Here is a 16,185-nt window from a genome sequence, read left to right on the forward strand (position 1 = left end):
TCCCGCGCGCGAAAGGTTCAACCGTGAGCCCCTTCCTCGACCTCCCCCCGCTCTCCGCCGCCGAGTTCGCGGCGATCGAGGACCAGGTGGCCGCGCTGCTGCACACCGAGGCCGACGTGATCGTCACCCAGGGCGAGGCCCTGCTCCCCCTGGAGGCCGCGATCCGCGGCGCCGCACACCCGGGCTCCACCGCGCTCAACATCGTCACCGGCCCGTACGGGCAGACCTTCGGCAACTGGCTGCGCTCCTGCGGCGCGACCGTCGTCGACCTCGCCGTGCCCTTCGACAGCGCGGTGAGCGCGCGGCAGGTGGCCGAGGCCCTCGACGCCGACCCGGCGATCGACTTCGTCTCGCTCGTCCACGCCGAGGCCGCCACGGGCAACACCAACCCGGTCGCCGAGATCGGCGCCGTGGTCCGCGAGCACGGCGCGCTGCTGATGCTCGACGCGGTCGCCTCCGTCGCCGCCGAGCCGCTGTTCACCGACGAGTGGGGCGTCGACCTGTGCGTCATCGGCGGCCAGAAGGCGATGGGCGGCCCGGCCGGGGTCTCCGCCGTCTCGGTGTCCGAGCGCGCCTGGGAGCGGATCGCCGCCAACCCGGCCGCCCCGCGCCGCTCCTACCTGTCGCTGCTGGACTGGAAGGAGCGCTGGACCGACGCGGGCCGCACCGTACTCCCGCACGCCCCGGCCCAGTTGGAGATGCTCGCGCTCGGCGCCTGCCTGGACCGGATCGCCGGCGACGGCCTGCCCGCCGTCATCGCCCGCCACCGCGCCGCCGCGGCCGCCACCCGGGCCGGCGTCCGCGCCCTCGGCACCCTCAGCCCGTACGTGCACCAGGACGCCCACGCGGCCCCGGTCGCCACCACCCTGCGCGCCCCGGAGGGCCTGAACGCGGCCGAGCTCGCCGCCCGCCTCGACCCGGCCCTGCCCGTCCAGCCGGGCGGCGGCGCGCTGGCCGCCACGATGCTCCGGGTCAACCACTACGGCCCGGCGGCCGCGCTGGACACCGTCCGCGCCTGCCTCGCCGGCCTGGCGGCGGCCACGGGCACCGACGCCGAGCCGGCCCTGACCGCCGCCGAGGCCGCCTGGAACGCGACCGTCCGGGCCTGAGCGCGCGGGGGCGGCCCCGGGAAGGCTCCCGGGGCCGCCCCTGTCCCACCGGGCCTCAGTGCCCGCCGGCCTCCACCACCTCGACGCCGCGGATGTTCCGCTCGATCTCCCCCTTCGGCAGCGCGACCGCCAGCGCCCAGTAGTAGACGAACAGCGCGAACACCACCACCACGGCGATGTCCCACCACAGCGGCAGGTTCCCCTGCGAGCCCTCGCCGAAGCTGCCCTGCCAGGAGATGATCCCCATCCCGACCAGGTAGACCGGCAGCCACTGCCCGGCCTTGAAGTCCATCCGCGGCGCGTTCGGCACGCCCTTCGACGCGGCGTACGCGGAGTACCCGCCGAGCAGCACGTACCCGATGACGATCGCCAGCCCCAGCCGCCACAGGGTGTCCCAGCCGGACCAGTAGATGATGAGGCTCGCCACCGCGAAGGCCACCGGCGAGATGATCGTGCCGCCGGGCAGGTGGTACGACCGCTCCAGCTCGGGCAGCCGCTTGCGCAGCACGCCGAAGGCGAGCGGCGCGCCCGCGTACATCAGCACCACGGCCGAGGTGATGAAGCCGACCAGGCGCTGCCAGCTCGGGAAGGGCAGGAAGCAGATCACGCCGGCCACCCAGGCGATGATCAGGCCGAGCCAGGGCACCGAGTTGCGGTCGGTGAACTGCAGCGCCTGCGGCGCATAACCGTTGCGGCTGAGGCCGTAGGTGACCCGCGAGCTGGAGGTGATGTAGACCAGCCCGGTGCCCGCCGGCGAGATGATCGCGTCGATGAAGAGGATGGTCGCCAGCCAGCCGAGGCCGATCAACGTGGCGAGGCCCGCGAACGGCCCGCTGATGCCGGGGTAGGTGAGCGTGCCCCAGCCGCCGGCGAAGGTCTCCGGCGGCAGCGCGCCGATGAACACCACCTGGAGCATGACGTAGACGATCGTGCCGATCACGACCGAGCCCAGGACGGCCCGGGGGATGTCCCGGCGGGGGTTGCGGCTCTCGCCCGCCCACTGAATCGCCTGCTCGAAGCCGAGCAGCGCGAAGATCACTCCGCTGGTGCTGATCGCCGCGAGGACGCCCTTGGCGCCGTCCGGAGCGAAGCCGTGCACGGAGAAGTTGGACCCGTGGAACTCGGTGATGCCGAGGGCGAAGATCGCCAGGATCGGAACCGCCACCTTCCACACGGTGGCGGCGCTGTTGGTGTGCGCGAGCAGCCGCACACCGAGGAAGTTGATCGCGACGAAGATGCCGAGCAGCACGGCCGCGACCACGAACCCGGCGCCGGTGAGCGTCAGGTTCTTGTTCAGCAGGCCGTCCGCCCAGGACCAGTGCTGGGCGTAGTTGATCATCGCCTGCACCTCGATCGGCGCGATGGTCGCCGCCTGCAGCCAGGTGAACCAGCCGAACGACATGCCGGCGAACCCGCCGAACGCGTAGTGCGGGTACCGCGCCGTCCCGCCCGCCACCGGGAACAGCCCGCCCAGCTCGGCGTGGATCAGCGCCAGCAGGATGATCGCCACCGCGCCGATCCCCCAGGACAGCAGGGCGGCGGGCCCCGCCGCCACCGCCGCCTTCTGCGCCCCGAACAGCCACCCGGAGCCGATGATCGCCCCGACCGAGGCCCAGAGCAGCCCGATCACGCCGACCTCGCGCTTGAGCCCGGTGTGCCCCGAGGCAACCGGCCCCGTGTTCGTATCGGAATGAGCCATGCCCGGCCGCCTCTCACATCAGGGGAAATCCACCCCGACAGTGCCGCAGCACCCCGAACTCCCCCACGCCAAAACGCGCTCCGACCCGCCCCTGTCAGCCAGACGGACGAAGCACCAGCCGGACGCGCCCGGCGCAGCCGGCCCCGACCCGACCGGGCGAACGCCGTCCGCCCCGGCCCGGCCACCGCCCGACGGCACAGTTCCCGCAGCGTTCATCCACCCGGCACCCGGAACTCACCGCCAACGGGCAGGCTCCGCTCCGTGGTGAAGTTGGCTATACAACTTCACCACGGGATGCCGCCGAGGAGGAGACCACCCATGACCGAGCCCGCCGAGCCCACCCGACCGACCGAGCTGCCGCCGTACTGGCTGCGCGACAACTGCCCGTGCGCCGGGTGCCGGGACCCGCGCAACGGGCAGAAGCTGTTCCGGATCGACGACCTGCCGCAGGATCTGGCGGTCGCGGCGAGCACGGAGACGGACGGGTTGCTGGAGGTGCTCTGGTCGGACGGGCACCGCTCCCGCCGAACTCCCGGGCGCGGTCGACGCGGTGGCGGTACGGCGCTGGGACGAGCAGGCGAAGGTGCCCGGCGCCCCGGCCCCCGGCTTCGACCACTACCGCGCGCTGCTCGCCTCCCTCATGCGGTGAGCGGAGCGGGCACCCTCACGCGGTCAGCGGAGCGCGTGGGAGGGGGCTCAATCCATCTCCCGCGCGTGCCGCGAGAGCGCCGAGGTGGCCAGGGAGTTGTGCACGCTGAAGGCCACCGTCCCGGGCAGGTAGCGGTCCTGGGACCACTCCACCGGGGTGCCCGTGGGGTCGGTGGTGCGGCGCCGCTCGCGCAGCAGCGGGCCGCCGCGGCGGCAGCCGAGCAGCCGGGCGTCCTCGGCGTTGGCGGCGACGATGTCGATGGTGTGGTCGGCGTCGGTGAACAGGATGCCGTGCTCGCGCAGGACCTCGGTGTGCGAGACGACGTCCGGCGGCAGCTCGGCGACGATCTCGCCGACCCGCGGCGGGTAGACGGTGCGCTCGACCATCACCGGCGTGCCGGAGAGGGTGCGCAGCCGGACCGTCACGTACACCTCGGCGCCGGGCTCCAGGCGCAGCTGCTCGCGCTCGGCGGCGTCGGCGGGACGGCGCACCAGCGAGTCCAGGATGCCGCCGGGCTCCTCGCCCATCGAGTAGGCCCAGTGCGTGAAGCTGAGCAGTTCGGAGAAGCTCTGTACCCGGGCGCCGCCGAGGACCACCCGGCGGGTGCCGCGGCGGGAGGTGACCAGCCCGTCGGAGCGCAGCACCGCGAGCGCCTGGCGGACGGTGCCGCGGGAGACGCCGTACTGCTCGGCCAGCGCGCCCTCGGCGGGCAGCCGGCCGGCCTCGCCGTACGCGCCGGTGGTGATGGCCTCGCGCAGGTCGGCGGCGACCTTCCGGTACAGCGCACCCGGGGTGCGCTCCTCGCTCGCGGCGGGGCGCTCGACGGCCGGACGCTCGACGGCCGGGTGCCCCTCGGCCTCGGGGCGCTGGGGCTCGGTTGCCACGTCAGTCAATGTCCCTCCTGGGGCGGTGTCCTGCGCAGCGGTGCCGGCGCGGACAACCCGACCCTATCCCGGTGCGCCTTCGAAGCATGGCACCGAACGGATCACGCTCCGATGGCCGGATTCGACCGTTCCCGCAGCTGACCCCGGTTCTGGGCCGTCCGTTCACCTTCCCGTCACCGGACTCCGGCGTACTTACCCCCGTCAGCGAAGTTGGCTAGTCAACTCGGACGGTTCCGAACAGCCCCCGAAGCCCGGACGACTCCGGACGCCACTCGCCAGATCCCCCGATCGAGACGCCCACTCGCAGTTCCCCCTTCTCAGGAGACTGACCCGTGTCCGTGCACCGTGCCCGCTCCGCCGCCTTCGCGGCCGTCCTGACCGCTGCCGCGCTCTCCCTCACCGCCTGCGGCTCCGCGGGCTCCTCCGCCGCGAAGTCCGGCGACGGCGCGGGCGGCAAGAACGCCAAGACCGCCACCTCGGTCGCCGACTTCGGCGGCATGGACGGCCTGGTCGCCGCCGCCAAGAAGGAGGGCAAGCTGCACGTCATCACGCTGCCGCGCGACTGGGCGAACTACGGCAAGCTGATGGACGACTTCAAGGCCAAGTACGGCATCGAGATCGAGGACGAGAACCCGGACGGCTCCAGCCAGGACGAGATCAACGCCGTCACCTCCCGCAAGGGCCAGGACCGCGCCCCCGACGTCGTCGACCTCGGCTCCGCCTTCGCGCTGAGCGCCGCCAAGCAGGGCCTGCTGGCCCCGTACAAGGTGACCGACTTCGACAAGATCCCGGCCACCATGAAGGACGCGGACGGCCGCCACTACAACGACTACGGCGGCTACATGTCGATCGGCTGCGACGCCAAGAAGGTGTCCGTCTGCCCGAAGACCTTCGCCGACCTGCTGAAGCCCGACTACAAGGGCATGGTCGCCCTCAACGGCAACCCGACCAAGGCCGGTGCCGCCTTCGGCGCCGTGTACGCGGCCGCGCTCGCCAACGGCGGCTCGCTGGACAGCATCCAGCCCGGCATCGACTTCTTCGGCAAGGTCAAGCAGGCCGGCAACTTCAACCCGGTCGAGGTCACCCCGGCGACCATCGAGAAGGGCGAGACCCCGATCTCGATCGACTGGTCCTACCTGAACGCCGGCTACGCCGAGAAGTTCAAGGACAAGGGCATCGACTGGCAGGTGGCCATCCCCTCGGACGGCTCCTACGCCCAGTACTACAACCAGGCGATCAACAAGGACGCCCCGCACCCGGCCGCCGCGCGCCTGTGGGAGGAGTACCTCTACAGCGCCCAGGGCCAGAACGGCTTCCTCGGCGGCTACGCCACCCCGGCACTGTTCGACGCCATGAAGGCCGCCGGCACCCTGGACGCGGCCGCCGCCGCCAAGCTCCCGCCGGTCGAGAAGCCCTTCACCACCTTCCCGACCCAGGAGCAGACGGACGCGGCCAAGAAGACCGTGACCGAGAACTGGGCCAAGGCGATCGCGGGCTGACCTGAGATGACCACGGCTCCCACCCCGGTGCCGGCTTCCGCCTCCGTCGCCCAGAGCGGCGGGGGCGTCCCCGGCCCCGCTTCCCCCACCACGGCCCCGGCCCGCACGGCCAAGGCCCCCCGCCCCGGCAGGCGCCGGGCCGGCGGCGGACGGGCCTGGCTCGCCGCCCTCCCCCTGCTGCTGTTCTTCGTGATCGGCTTCGGCCTGCCCGCCGTCGCGATCGCCATCGGCGCGTTCACCACCTCCTCGGACGCGCCCGACGGCGGCGGCACCTTCACCACCGACAACCTCACGGGCTCCCTCCAGGGCGCCTACTGGACCGCCCTGTGGGGCAGCGTGAAGCTCTCGCTGCTGACCGCGCTGATCGCCACCGTGGTCGGCCTGCCGCTGGCCCAGGCCGTGGCGACCTCCCGGTTCCGGATGTTCCGCGAGGCGGTGATGTCGGCCTCCGGCGTGCTCGCCAACTTCGGCGGCGTGCCGCTCGCCTTCATGTTCGTCGCCACCCTCGGCAACTCCGGCGAGGTCACCGAGAAGCTCGGCCTGACCGCGCACGGCTGGAACCTCTACACCTTCTCCGGCCTCTCGGTGGTCTACCTCTACTTCCTGGTCCCGCTGATGGTCATCACCATCACCCCGGCCCTGGAGGGCCTGCGGGTCCAGTGGCGCGAGGCCGCCTACAACAACGGCGCCACCTCGCTGCAGTACTGGCGGCACGTCGCGCTGCCCGTCCTGCTGCCCTCGCTGCTCGGCGGCTTCGTGCTGCTGTTCGGCGCCTCCTTCGCCGCGTACGCCACCGCCGAGGCCATGGTGGGCAGTTCGGTGCCGCTGATCTCGATGCAGATCGGCGACGCGCTGTCCGGCAACGTCCTGGTCGGCCAGGGCAACCTCGCCCTCGCGCTCGGCCTCGACATGATCGTGGTCGCCTGCCTGGTGATGGCCGTGTACCTGCCCCTTCAGCGCCGGAGTGCCAAGTGGCTCGCCTGATCAATCGCATCCGACTCGGCCGCGGCCTGGTCCTGCTGCTCTGCGGCGTCTACTTCGCCGTGCCGATGGCCGCCTCGCTGTGGTTCAGCATCGACGACAACAAGGGCGGCACCACCTTCCGCGCCTACACCGAGCTGCTGAACGCCCCCGGCTTCACCGACAGCCTGGTGCTCAGCCTCGAACTGGCCGGCGTCACCGTGGCGGTGCTGCTGCTCCTGCTCGTCCCGGCGATGCTCGCCGCCCGGCTCGGCGCGCCCAGGCTGCGCCCGGTGATCGAGGTGATGTGCTCGATGCCGCTGGTCGTCCCGGTGGTCGCGCTCACCACCGGCATCATCGGCGTGCTGCGCTGGGGCCCGGACTACCTCCAGGACACCCCGCTCTTCCAGACCATCGTGGCGATCCAGGACCCGGCCTTCCCGATCGTGCTGGTCATCGCGTACGTGCTGATGGCGCTGCCCTTCGCCTACCGGGCGATCGACGCCGGACTGCGCGGCGTGGACGTCGTCACCCTGGTCGAGGCCGCCCGCAACTGCGGCGCGGGCTGGCTGCGCGCGGTGTTCACCGTCGTCCTGCCGAACCTGCGCAGCGCGCTGCTGAACGCGGCCGTGCTCACCGTCGCCCTGGTGCTCGGCGAGTTCACCACCGCCTCCATCCTCGGCTTCGCCCCCTTCTCGGTGTGGATCAACTCCAACGGCAAGAGCGACGGCCAGATGTCCGTGGCGGTCTCCATGCTCAGCCTGCTGATCGTCTGGGTCGTCCTGCTGCTGATGTCCGCCGCCGGCCGCGGCCGCAAGGCCGCGCGCTCCTGAGCGCACCGCCCGTACGGTCCTGAACCACCCCCCGCTTTCCAGGAGTCACCTGCCATGACCACGGCCCCCGCCCCCGTCGCCGGCGTCGCGCTCGCCCCCGGCAGCGCCACCGTCGAGTTCCGCTCGCTGCGCCGCTCGTTCGGCGCCACCACCGCCCTCGACGGCCTGGACCTCACCGTCCACCCGGGCGAACTGCTCGCCCTGCTCGGCCCGTCCGGCTGCGGCAAGACCACCGCGCTGCGCATCCTGGCCGGCTTCGAGCAGCACGACTCCGGCGAGGTCCTGGTCGACGGCCAGGACATCACCGCGATCCCCGCGCACAAGCGCGATGCGGGCATGGTGTTCCAGTCCTACAGCCTCTTCCCGCACCTGACCGCGCTGGACAACGTCGCCTTCGGGCTGCGGATGCGCGGCACCGGCAAGGCCGAGCGCCGCAAGCGCGCCCAGGAGCTGCTGGAGCTGGTCGGCCTGCCGCACCGCGCCGAGCACTACCCGCACCAGATGTCCGGCGGCCAGCAGCAGCGCATCGCGCTCGCCCGCGCGCTCGCCCTGCAGCCGCGCGTGCTGCTGCTGGACGAGCCGCTGTCCGCGCTGGACGCCAAGGTCCGGCTGCAGCTGCGCGAGGAGATCCGGCGCCTGCAGCAGGAGCTGGGCATCACCACCCTGTTCGTCACCCACGACCAGGAGGAGGCGCTGTCCATGGCCGACCGCGTCGCGGTGCTGCGCGCGGGCAGGCTGGAGCAGTGCGCCACCCCGTCCGAGCTGTACGGCCGCCCGGCCACCGCCTTCGTCGCCGAGTTCGTCGGCACCATGAGCCGCATCCCGTGCACCCGCACCTCGGACGGCGTCGAGGTGCTCGGCCGCCGCCACGCGGTGGACGGCGCGGTCCCGGCCGACGGCGAGCTGCAGGTGCTGGTCCGCCCGGAGAACGTCACCCTCACCCCCGCCGAGGACGGCCCCGCGCTGGTGGTCTCCGCGTCCTTCCTGGGCGCCGTCACCCGGCTCACCGTCCGCCTCGACGACGGCACCGAGGTCAAGGCCGACCTACCCACCGAGGCCGTCGCCGCGCTGCCGGCCGGCTCGCGCGCCGAGCTCACCCTGCCGCAGCGCCCCGTGCTGGTGGACCGCCGTCCCGCCTGACCCGCGCGAAACGCGCTCTGCGAGAATCACCCGAGCTGAACCGCCCCGAAGGTACCGCCATGCCTGAATCCTCCCTGCCCCTCCCGCCGGGGCTGCCCGCCGCCGTCCTCTTCGACATGGACGGCACCCTGGTCGACACCGAGCAGCTGTGGTGGCAGACCGCCGCCGAGATCGCCGCGGAGCTCCACCACCCGCTCACCGAGCAGGACGCCCCCGAGGTGCTCGGCCAGGCCGTCGAGCACACCGCCGCCCACCTGCACAGGGTCAGCGGCACCACCCTCGGCGAGGCCGAGCTCGCGGCCCGGCTGGGCGAGTCCTTCGCCGGCAAGGTCGCCGCCGAGACGGTGCCGCGCCCCGGCGCGCTCGCCCTGCTGGCCGCGCTGCGCGACGCCCGGGTGCCCACCGCGCTCGTCTCCGCCTCCCCGCGCCGGGTGGTCGACCTGGTGCTGTCCGCCATCGGCCGCGACTGGTTCGCCGTCACCCTGGCCGCCGAGGACACCGCGCGCACCAAGCCCGCCCCCGACCCGTACCTCGCCGCCGCCGAACGGCTCGGCCTGGACCCGGCCGTCTGCCTCGCCGTCGAGGACACCCCGACCGGGGTCGCCTCCGCCGCCGCGGCCGGCTGCGCCGTGCTCGCCGTGCCGTCCACCCCGACGCCGATGCCGGGCGGGGACCGGATCACGCTGCTCGCCAGCCTGGAGCAGGCCGACCTGGCGCTGCTCGGGAAGCTCACCGCGGCCCCGGCGGTTTGACACCGACATGCCTTACGTCCTGCTCGCCCTCGCCATCCTGAGCGAGGTCTGCGCCACCAGCTGCCTCAAGCTCACCGAGGGGTTCACCCGCCTCTGGCCCAGCCTCGGGGTCGGCATCGGCTACGCGCTCTCCTTCTTCCTGCTCGGCCGCGCGCTCAAGCACATCCCGGTCTCGGTCGCCTACGCGGTCTGGTCGGGGGCGGGCACCGCGGCGGTCGCCGGGATCGGCGTGGTCGCCTTCGGCGAGTCGCTCGGACGACTGCAGTGGCTGGGGCTCGCGCTGGTGATCGTCGGCGTGGTCGTGCTGAACCTCAAGGGCAGCCACTGAGAATCCCTTCCTGACGGTTCATCAGTTCACCGGGAAGCCACTCAACTCACCTACCGGAGCGGGAAGTCGGACGGGCCGGCCTCCCGCTCCGGGCCGTTCGCTACGGTGTCCTCCATGACGGACCCCCGGCCCCATCACTACCGCTTCGCCCACCGCGAGCTCGCCCGCCAGATACTGGAGTTCGGCCCGCGCGTGGCCACCCCGACCCCGGACGGCGGCAGCCTGCTGCCCGTCGTCACCCAGATCTGGGACGACCTCGGCCGGACCCTCCCGCCCGAGGAACGCCTGCCCGCCCACGGCCTCGACTGCCGCCACCTGTCGGTCGACGGCCACCGCATGCTGCTGGTCACCCTGCCCACCCCGACCGGCGCCACCGAGGCCCACTTCGTCGCCGCGGTCCACCCCGAGGGCGCCCGGGCCATCCGCTACGTGACCCTGGAACACGCCTTCGACCCCTTCGACGGCAGCCCCGGCACCGTCCTCGGCGAATGGACCCCGGAGAGCCACCTCAACCACGGCCCGGGCCCCTCCCCCGTCGCCGAACTCTTCGTCGCGGCGGTCGTCCGGCTCGTCACCCCCAAGAAGCGCGGCTTCTGGCGCCGTTGACGCCGCGTCCCTCCCGAGCGGGGCCGTCGGCGTCAAGACGGCGTCGACGGCCCGTAAAAGTCCCGTAACAACGGCCCCCTCCGGCCGCCGAGTCGATCACCCTCTCCCGTAAGGGAGTTATGCTCGCCCGGTCCGACAAACGACGCATCGGGGGCAAAAGTGGCCGACTTCACGGTCAGCACCGAATTCCTCACCAAGTTGGCCCAGGACCTCAAAGGCTGTGGCGACGAACTCGACCAGGGGCTCAAGGCCCTGAAGGAAGCCGGTCGCACCGGCACCGGCTTCGACTTCCTGGACGAGGCCTGCGGGCACTTCCAGAGCAAGTGGGAGTACGGCCTGAAGAAGGTCCGCGAGTGCGTCAAGATCCTCGACGACGGCCTGGACAAGGTGCAGCAGAGCTACGACGGCACCGAGCAGAGCATCACCAAGGCCCTCACCCCGGCGGGGCAGTCATGACCGCGCCCACCCCGCCCGACTGGTCCGGACTCGGCTTCGACCCCGCCCCCGGCGACTCCGGCGCCGTCACCGCCCTCAGCGGAAGCCTGCGCCGGGTCGGCCAGCACCTGACCGACGTCCACACCACGCTCGCCCAGATCTCCGCCAACCAGGGCCAGTGGACCGGCGAGGCGGCCAAGGCCTTCGCCGGCCAGTTCGGCAAGCTCCCCAGCTACCTGCAGGACGCCGCCGACTCCATCACCGCCGCCTACCAGGCGCTCGACGTCTGGTACCAGGCGCTGACCCAACACCAGCCCAAGGCCGTCGAGTTGGCCCGCGCGGCGGTCACCGCCAAGCAGCGCAAGGCGGAGGCCGAACAGGCCCACGCCACCGCGGCCGCCGCCCCCGACCTCAAGCTGGCCGGTCAACACTTCCCCGACGACGCCTCCCTCGCCGCCGCCGAACAGCGCTACACCAAAGCGAAGGGCCACCTCGACGCGGCCGCCGCACTGGTCACCAGCGCCGCCAACGACCTCACGGGCTTGCAGAACCAGGCCCACGAGCTCGCCGAGACCCACAAGTCGGACGCCCACAAGACCGCCGACGCGATCCGCAAGGCCGCCGACAGCAAGGCCCCGCCGGAGCCGGGTTGGCTCAGCAAGGTCGGCAACTGGCTGAAGAACCACGGCGCGGACCTGCTCACGGTGGCGGCCGGGGTCTGCGGCGTCGCGGCGATCTTCTTCCCGGCCTTCGCCCTGCCCGCCATCCTGCTGAGCGCCGCCGCCGCGAGCACGCACGCCGCCCAGTACGCGGCCAAGGGCCAGCTGTGGCCGCCGCAGAAGAACATCGGCAACTGGCTGACCCTGGGCGGCGACGTCCTCGGCGCGATCCCCGGCGTGGGCGTCGCCGCCAAGGGCGTGACCGCCGCCCGAGAGGCGAGCGCCGCCGGGGCGGGCGTGCGCGGCGCGGTCACCGCCGGGACGACCGAGGTCCGGTCCGCCGCCCGCGCGGTGGACCCGGCCAACCCGCTCTTCACCACCGCGATCGAGAAGCCCGCCGTCAAGCTCGGGCTCTCCAAGGCCGCCGCGATGGACGTCTCCGACGGTGTCCAGGCCGTCACCACCGCCGGGCTCAACGCCCCGACCGCGTACGCCCTCACCCAGGACAACCCGAGCAACGGCCTGACCAGCGCGGTCAACTACACCACCGGCGTGAACAACCTCTTCGGCTCGGGCGGCCTCGCCGCGGGCGGCGGCAAGGCCAACGCCGTCGTGGGCACCGTGTCCACCGTCGGCAACCTGCTCGGCGTCAGCGGATGGGCGGCCGGCTATGGCCGTTGAGACTCCTCCCCTCTGGCTCACCCTCCCCGCCGGCTTCACCGCCGTCGACCTGGACGAGGACCTCGGCGACCGGATGGCCCGCACGGCCGAGCAGCTGGACGCGCTCTACCCCGGCACCGGAGCCGAACAGAAGCTCGGCGCCGTCATCGCCGCCGAGACCGCCCTGCAGGCCCGGCTGCGCGAGGGCGCCGTCCACGTGTCCGGCTGCCTGGTCCGCGCCGAGGACGGCTCGCCCATCCACGGCATGTTCACCGTCTTCCTTCGCCCCCAGGACCTCGGCCCGCCGGGCAGCTACCCCGCCCGCGTCGCCGAGGAGCTGGCCGAGGCCTGGCCCGACGCCGACGTCGGCGTGGTCGACCTCCCCGTCGGCCGGGCCGCGCTCGCCGCCCGCGACCTCGACGTCCTCGTGCCCGGCGCGGTGTGGGGCGTCCCCGAGTCCACGGTCAGCACGGTGCGCCAGCTCGAACTGCTCCTCCCGCACCCGTGGAGCCCCCACGTGGTCGCCGCCGTCTTCACCACCGAGGACCTCGAGTACTGGGACGAGTGGCTCCCGCTGCTCGCCGCCGCCTTCCGCGGCATCTCCTTCCACCCGCCCCGCGACGAGAGCCTCGACGCCCTGCCGCCGGAGCAGTGGGACAGCATCCGCAGGGCCTTCGGGTGACCGCCGCCCCGCTCGGCCGGGCCGCCGCCCTCGCCGCCGTCCTGACCGGCCTGTTCGTCGCCATCGTCCTCGCCGGCGCCTACGTCGGGACCGCCCTCGTCGTCGGCCTGGTGGTCCTGTACCTCGTGGTGGCGGGGGTGGGGCTGGCCAAGCTGCGGGGGCCCGGCAGCGACCCCGGTTACAAGGACACCGGCGGGGCGCTGGCCCTGGTGGCCCTGGCCGTCGTCCTGGCCACCGCCGCGGGCGGGGACGCCTGGCAGAACCTGGTGCTCTCCTCCGGCCGCGAGGTGAACGCCGTGGTGGTGTCCGAGAAGGCCGACAGGTCGTCCCGAGGTTCGACGACCTGGAGCTACACCCTCACGTCGGCGGACGGCGCCACCGTTCCCGGCGGGCCGCTGACCCAGGGCTCCGAGCGATTCAAGCCCGGCGACACCGTCACCGTCCGGATGGACCCGGCCGGACGCGTCGGCCCCAAACTCCCGGGCGAGGCGGCCTCATCGGCCTCCCTGTGGTCCGTCATCGGACTCAACGCCGCCATCGCGGTCCTCCTGCTCTGCCTCGCCCACCTCGGCGGCCGCCCGCGCCGAACCACGGGGTGACCTCAGCCATCACCACGATGTGATCAAGACTTTCCCATGCCCAGGCAAAGTGTCCGTCATCACACGAACTATCGGAAACCCATCCGCCCCGCCCCTTGCTCTTCGTAACAGCACGTCAGACGGACGACCGACGGGGGAAGCACCATGGCGGATGACGGGGCGAAAGCCGGTGGGCCGGAGTTCAAGCTCCGGCCCGGGGACCTGAAGGACGCCGCGCCGACCTTCGACAACCAGAGCAAGGCGCTCAAGGAAGCCCTCGACAAGCTCAAGCAGAGCCTCACCGCGGCCGGGAGCCCGTGGGGCGGGGACAAGCAGGGCAACGAGTTCGCGCAGGCCTACAACGGTCCGCACGACAAGGTGCTCTCGGCGCTCGACGTCCTGGTCAAGGGGCTCACCAGCATCGGGACGGGACTGCACGCCCACGCCGACAACCACACCGGCGCCGACAGCCACGTCCGCAAGGACTTCTCATGACCGGCGCTTCCTGCCCGGCGGGGGCGTGGCATGGGTGAGTCCACGGCGGCGAAGGCCGTCCGCAAGCTCACCGGAATGTGGTGGCCCGACGCCGACCCCGACAAGCTCCGCAAGGTGGCCGACGCGTGGGACGCGATGGCCACCGCCATCGACAACGTCACCGCGCCCACCAACCAGGCCGCGGCCGCCATCGTCGCGAACAACCACGGCCCGGCCATCGACGCCTTCGGCAAGTTCTGGGGCCAGTACTACGGCGGCCAGGGCAAGGGCTGGCTGCCCGACACCGCCGCCGCCTGCCGCAGTCTCGCCAAGGCGCTGCGGGACTTCGCCCACGAGGTGGACAAGGCGATCAAGAAGCTGGAGGAGGAGGCGGTGATCGTCGGCGCCACGCTGGTCGCCGGCACCGCCCTCGCCTTCTTCACCGCCGGGATCTCCGAGGCCGCCGCCGGGGCCGCCACCGCGGGCATCGTCGCCACCGCGGCCGGCCTCGGCGTCGCGGTCTCCGAGACCATCGCCACCATCGCCGCCACCGTCCTCACCGGCGTGGTCTTCGGCGCCGTCGAGGCCATCGTCGTCGACGTCGCCGTCGCCCAGACGATCCGGGTCGAGTTCTACGACGACGGCGGCTACAGCCTCAAGGAGGCCGTCGACTCCGCCGAGACCGGCGGCATCATGGGCGGCGCCGGCGCCGGCCTCGGCGCCGGCGGGCGCGCCGTGGCCAACGCCGCCGGACGCGCGGAGAACGCCTCCGTCGCCCTCGCGGGCCTGGCCAAGGTCGCCAACGCCGCCGACTCCCTCCCCGGCCGCATGGTCACCGGCGCCGGCCTCACCTACGGCTACGACGCGGCCTTCCAGACCGGCCCGATCATGCCCCTGGACCTCATCCTCGGCGCCGTCGGCAGCGCGGCCGCACCCGGGAGCCGCCCGAAGAAGCGCCCCGGCTTCACCGGCGCCGAGGCGAACGGCTGGGAGGGCGGCAGCAACGGCCGCCCGGAGCCGTGGCTCTCGGACTCCGGCACGCCGTACGCCATCGACCCGACCGGCACGCCGAACAAGAAGGCCGTGAAGGTCTACGAGGACTACAAGACCAGAACGGATGACGTGATCGAGGTCGCCAAGGAGACCGGCGTCGATCCGCGAATCGTCCAGGTCGCCAAGGACAACCTCATGGTCAAACGGCATGACGTCCCCGTGGGGCCGGGCGAGGAGAACGTCCTGAAGGACGTCCACTTCGAACCGGACCCGGCGATCTCCATTCCCTGGAACGCCGCCGTCGGCGGATTCATCAAAGAAGGAAGCATTCCGGCACTGCGCGGAGCCCTCGCCCACGAATACATCGAGGCCAAACTCTTCGAACTCGGACTCCCCTACCTCAGCAGCCACCCGGACGCCTGGAACGGGAACGAGCCGAAAATCCACCCCGAGCATTTCGGAGCGCACAGTCTGGCGCCGAAGAGCTTCCACCCGGGAGAGGTGTCGGCGGACGGATCACTCAAACACTGGGAGCTCTTCGGGTTCACGGCGCCCACGGAACGCGTCGCCGCGGACCTCTCGAACCTTGATATCGTTGTCGATGCCCTCATCCCCCAACTACGCGCGAGAGGAATTATCAAGTGAACGCGAATTCCGTTCAGTTGATGGTCGACCGCCTCAAGGCCATCGAGTGGTCGGCCTACCAGGAGGGGCAGGACAAAGCCTTTTCCCGCGCGGCGCTCATGAGGGAATACCTCCGGCGGGCCGCACTCTGGCTCGACGCCTACGGGGACACCGACGAATGGCCCTTCTTCGACCTGGCGGCCGTCGTTGCCCCGGCCGTCCGGGCCGACCCGACGGTGGTCTCGGACATCGAGGACTTCGTCGAGGAGGCCTCCGCTTCCTGGCACGCCGTCGAGTGCTCGGCGGCCGCCGTCCAGTGGGCCGCCCTGCGTGACTCCTCCGGCCCGGTCCTGCCCCCGCTGCCCGACCCCTTCGAACCCCTGATCCGGCTCTACGAACGCGGCGGTGCCGGCTTCTCCTACGCCAACGGCTTCCTCGACTTCGGGATGCTGATGGTCAAACGCGGCACTTGGCACTCGCACTTCTCCCCCGACCCGGTCATCGAGCTCGACGACGACACCCTCGACGCCCTCGACGAGAGGAGCTGGGCCGAATTCCACGCCCTGGCGGCCCGCAGCAAGCAGTCGACCGACCACAGCTGACGGCCCCCGCGCGGGGGAA

17 protein-coding genes and 1 pseudogene are annotated in these 16,185 nt (G+C 72.4%); 16 read left to right on the forward strand and 2 right to left on the reverse strand.

Features of this window, described 5'->3' with window-relative positions; translation table 11 throughout:
• Positions 1 to 23: 23 nt before the first annotated feature.
• A complete protein-coding gene (locus ACZ3TI_RS09280) occupies positions 24 to 1,109 on the forward strand; it encodes a pyridoxal-phosphate-dependent aminotransferase family protein (protein ID WP_465725074.1) in 1,086 nt (361 codons plus the stop codon).
• 55 nt (positions 1,110 to 1,164) lie between these two features.
• On the opposite strand, the gene ACZ3TI_RS09285 is transcribed toward ACZ3TI_RS09280, so the two are convergent.
• Positions 1,165 to 2,808, reverse strand: coding sequence for an APC family permease (locus tag ACZ3TI_RS09285; RefSeq protein ID WP_465725076.1), 1,644 nt, complete (start codon positions 2,806 to 2,808; stop codon positions 1,165 to 1,167).
• A 318-nt stretch (positions 2,809 to 3,126) separates the two neighbouring features.
• Here ACZ3TI_RS09285 and ACZ3TI_RS09290 point away from each other — a divergent pair.
• A pseudogene (locus ACZ3TI_RS09290) lies at positions 3,127 to 3,318 on the forward strand (gamma-butyrobetaine hydroxylase-like domain-containing protein); the annotation flags it as partial.
• A 186-nt stretch (positions 3,319 to 3,504) separates the two neighbouring features.
• Here the strand turns inward: ACZ3TI_RS09290 and ACZ3TI_RS09295 are convergent.
• A complete protein-coding gene (locus ACZ3TI_RS09295; RefSeq protein ID WP_465725469.1) occupies positions 3,505 to 4,239 on the reverse strand; it encodes a GntR family transcriptional regulator in 735 nt (244 codons plus the stop codon).
• Positions 4,240 to 4,673: 434 nt separating this feature from the next.
• Between ACZ3TI_RS09295 and ACZ3TI_RS09300 the strand changes: the two genes are divergently transcribed.
• The 14 genes from ACZ3TI_RS09300 to ACZ3TI_RS09365 all read left to right on the forward strand — a co-directional run bounded on the left by ACZ3TI_RS09300 (position 4,674) and on the right by ACZ3TI_RS09365 (position 16,166).
• Positions 4,674 to 5,840, forward strand: coding sequence for an ABC transporter substrate-binding protein (locus ACZ3TI_RS09300; protein ID WP_465725078.1), 1,167 nt, complete (start codon positions 4,674 to 4,676; stop codon positions 5,838 to 5,840).
• Between the two features lie 6 nt (positions 5,841 to 5,846).
• Entirely contained in the window at positions 5,847 to 6,824 is a 978-nt protein-coding gene (locus tag ACZ3TI_RS09305; protein ID WP_465725079.1) for an ABC transporter permease, read from the forward strand.
• The gene (locus ACZ3TI_RS09310; protein ID WP_465725471.1) at positions 6,824 to 7,633 is read left to right on the forward strand and encodes an ABC transporter permease; all 810 of its coding nucleotides are present in this window, start codon (positions 6,824 to 6,826) and stop codon (positions 7,631 to 7,633) included. The genes ACZ3TI_RS09305 and ACZ3TI_RS09310 overlap by 1 nt, the downstream gene beginning before the upstream one ends.
• A 54-nt stretch (positions 7,634 to 7,687) precedes the next feature.
• Complete coding sequence (locus ACZ3TI_RS09315) at positions 7,688 to 8,773, forward strand: ABC transporter ATP-binding protein (RefSeq protein ID WP_465725081.1); 1,086 nt, start codon at positions 7,688 to 7,690, stop codon at positions 8,771 to 8,773.
• Positions 8,774 to 8,832: 59 nt separating this feature from the next.
• Positions 8,833 to 9,525 carry an HAD family hydrolase gene (locus ACZ3TI_RS09320; RefSeq protein ID WP_465725083.1) on the forward strand — a complete coding sequence of 231 codons (693 nt, stop codon included), beginning with the start codon at positions 8,833 to 8,835 and terminating at the stop codon, positions 9,523 to 9,525.
• Between the two features lie 7 nt (positions 9,526 to 9,532).
• The gene (locus tag ACZ3TI_RS09325) at positions 9,533 to 9,853 is read left to right on the forward strand and encodes a DMT family transporter (protein ID WP_465725085.1); all 321 of its coding nucleotides are present in this window, start codon (positions 9,533 to 9,535) and stop codon (positions 9,851 to 9,853) included.
• Between the two features lie 114 nt (positions 9,854 to 9,967).
• The gene (locus ACZ3TI_RS09330) at positions 9,968 to 10,459 is read left to right on the forward strand and encodes a hypothetical protein (protein WP_465725087.1); all 492 of its coding nucleotides are present in this window, start codon (positions 9,968 to 9,970) and stop codon (positions 10,457 to 10,459) included.
• Positions 10,460 to 10,618: 159 nt separating this feature from the next.
• Entirely contained in the window at positions 10,619 to 10,915 is a 297-nt protein-coding gene (locus ACZ3TI_RS09335; protein WP_465725088.1) for a hypothetical protein, read from the forward strand.
• Complete coding sequence (locus tag ACZ3TI_RS09340) at positions 10,912 to 12,234, forward strand: WXG100 family type VII secretion target (protein ID WP_465725090.1); 1,323 nt, start codon at positions 10,912 to 10,914, stop codon at positions 12,232 to 12,234. The genes ACZ3TI_RS09335 and ACZ3TI_RS09340 overlap by 4 nt, the downstream gene beginning before the upstream one ends.
• On the forward strand, positions 12,224 to 12,895 hold the full coding sequence (locus ACZ3TI_RS09345) for a hypothetical protein (protein WP_465725092.1): 672 nt from the start codon (positions 12,224 to 12,226) through the stop codon (positions 12,893 to 12,895). The genes ACZ3TI_RS09340 and ACZ3TI_RS09345 overlap by 11 nt, the downstream gene beginning before the upstream one ends.
• On the forward strand, positions 12,892 to 13,494 hold the full coding sequence (locus ACZ3TI_RS09350) for a hypothetical protein (RefSeq protein ID WP_465725094.1): 603 nt from the start codon (positions 12,892 to 12,894) through the stop codon (positions 13,492 to 13,494). The genes ACZ3TI_RS09345 and ACZ3TI_RS09350 overlap by 4 nt, the downstream gene beginning before the upstream one ends.
• Positions 13,495 to 13,638: 144 nt before the next feature.
• Complete coding sequence (locus ACZ3TI_RS09355) at positions 13,639 to 13,968, forward strand: WXG100 family type VII secretion target (protein WP_465725096.1); 330 nt, start codon at positions 13,639 to 13,641, stop codon at positions 13,966 to 13,968.
• A 30-nt stretch (positions 13,969 to 13,998) separates the two neighbouring features.
• Complete coding sequence (locus tag ACZ3TI_RS09360) at positions 13,999 to 15,585, forward strand: WXG100-like domain-containing protein (RefSeq protein ID WP_465725098.1); 1,587 nt, start codon at positions 13,999 to 14,001, stop codon at positions 15,583 to 15,585.
• The gene (locus ACZ3TI_RS09365; RefSeq protein WP_465725099.1) at positions 15,582 to 16,166 is read left to right on the forward strand and encodes a hypothetical protein; all 585 of its coding nucleotides are present in this window, start codon (positions 15,582 to 15,584) and stop codon (positions 16,164 to 16,166) included. The genes ACZ3TI_RS09360 and ACZ3TI_RS09365 overlap by 4 nt, the downstream gene beginning before the upstream one ends.
• Positions 16,167 to 16,185: the final 19 nt, after the last annotated feature.

This window comes from Kitasatospora sp. NPDC023120 (assembly GCF_055560835.1).

Bases quoted from the DNA above. Each gene is read 5' to 3' on its own strand.
- ACZ3TI_RS09305 (WP_465725079.1), top strand. From the start codon at position 5,847: ATGACCACGGCTCCCACCCCGGTGCCGGCTTCCGCCTCCGTCGCCCAG.
- ACZ3TI_RS09340 (WP_465725090.1), top strand. From the start codon at position 10,912: ATGACCGCGCCCACCCCGCCCGACTGGTCCGGACTCGGCTTCGACCCC.
- ACZ3TI_RS09360 (WP_465725098.1), top strand. From the start codon at position 13,999: ATGGGTGAGTCCACGGCGGCGAAGGCCGTCCGCAAGCTCACCGGAATG.
- ACZ3TI_RS09345 (WP_465725092.1), top strand. From the start codon at position 12,224: ATGGCCGTTGAGACTCCTCCCCTCTGGCTCACCCTCCCCGCCGGCTTC.
- ACZ3TI_RS09320 (WP_465725083.1), top strand. From the start codon at position 8,833: ATGCCTGAATCCTCCCTGCCCCTCCCGCCGGGGCTGCCCGCCGCCGTC.
- ACZ3TI_RS09285 (WP_465725076.1), bottom strand. From the start codon at position 2,808: ATGGCTCATTCCGATACGAACACGGGGCCGGTTGCCTCGGGGCACACC.
- ACZ3TI_RS09355 (WP_465725096.1), top strand. From the start codon at position 13,639: ATGGCGGATGACGGGGCGAAAGCCGGTGGGCCGGAGTTCAAGCTCCGG.
- ACZ3TI_RS09325 (WP_465725085.1), top strand. From the start codon at position 9,533: ATGCCTTACGTCCTGCTCGCCCTCGCCATCCTGAGCGAGGTCTGCGCC.
- ACZ3TI_RS09330 (WP_465725087.1), top strand. From the start codon at position 9,968: ATGACGGACCCCCGGCCCCATCACTACCGCTTCGCCCACCGCGAGCTC.
- ACZ3TI_RS09315 (WP_465725081.1), top strand. From the start codon at position 7,688: ATGACCACGGCCCCCGCCCCCGTCGCCGGCGTCGCGCTCGCCCCCGGC.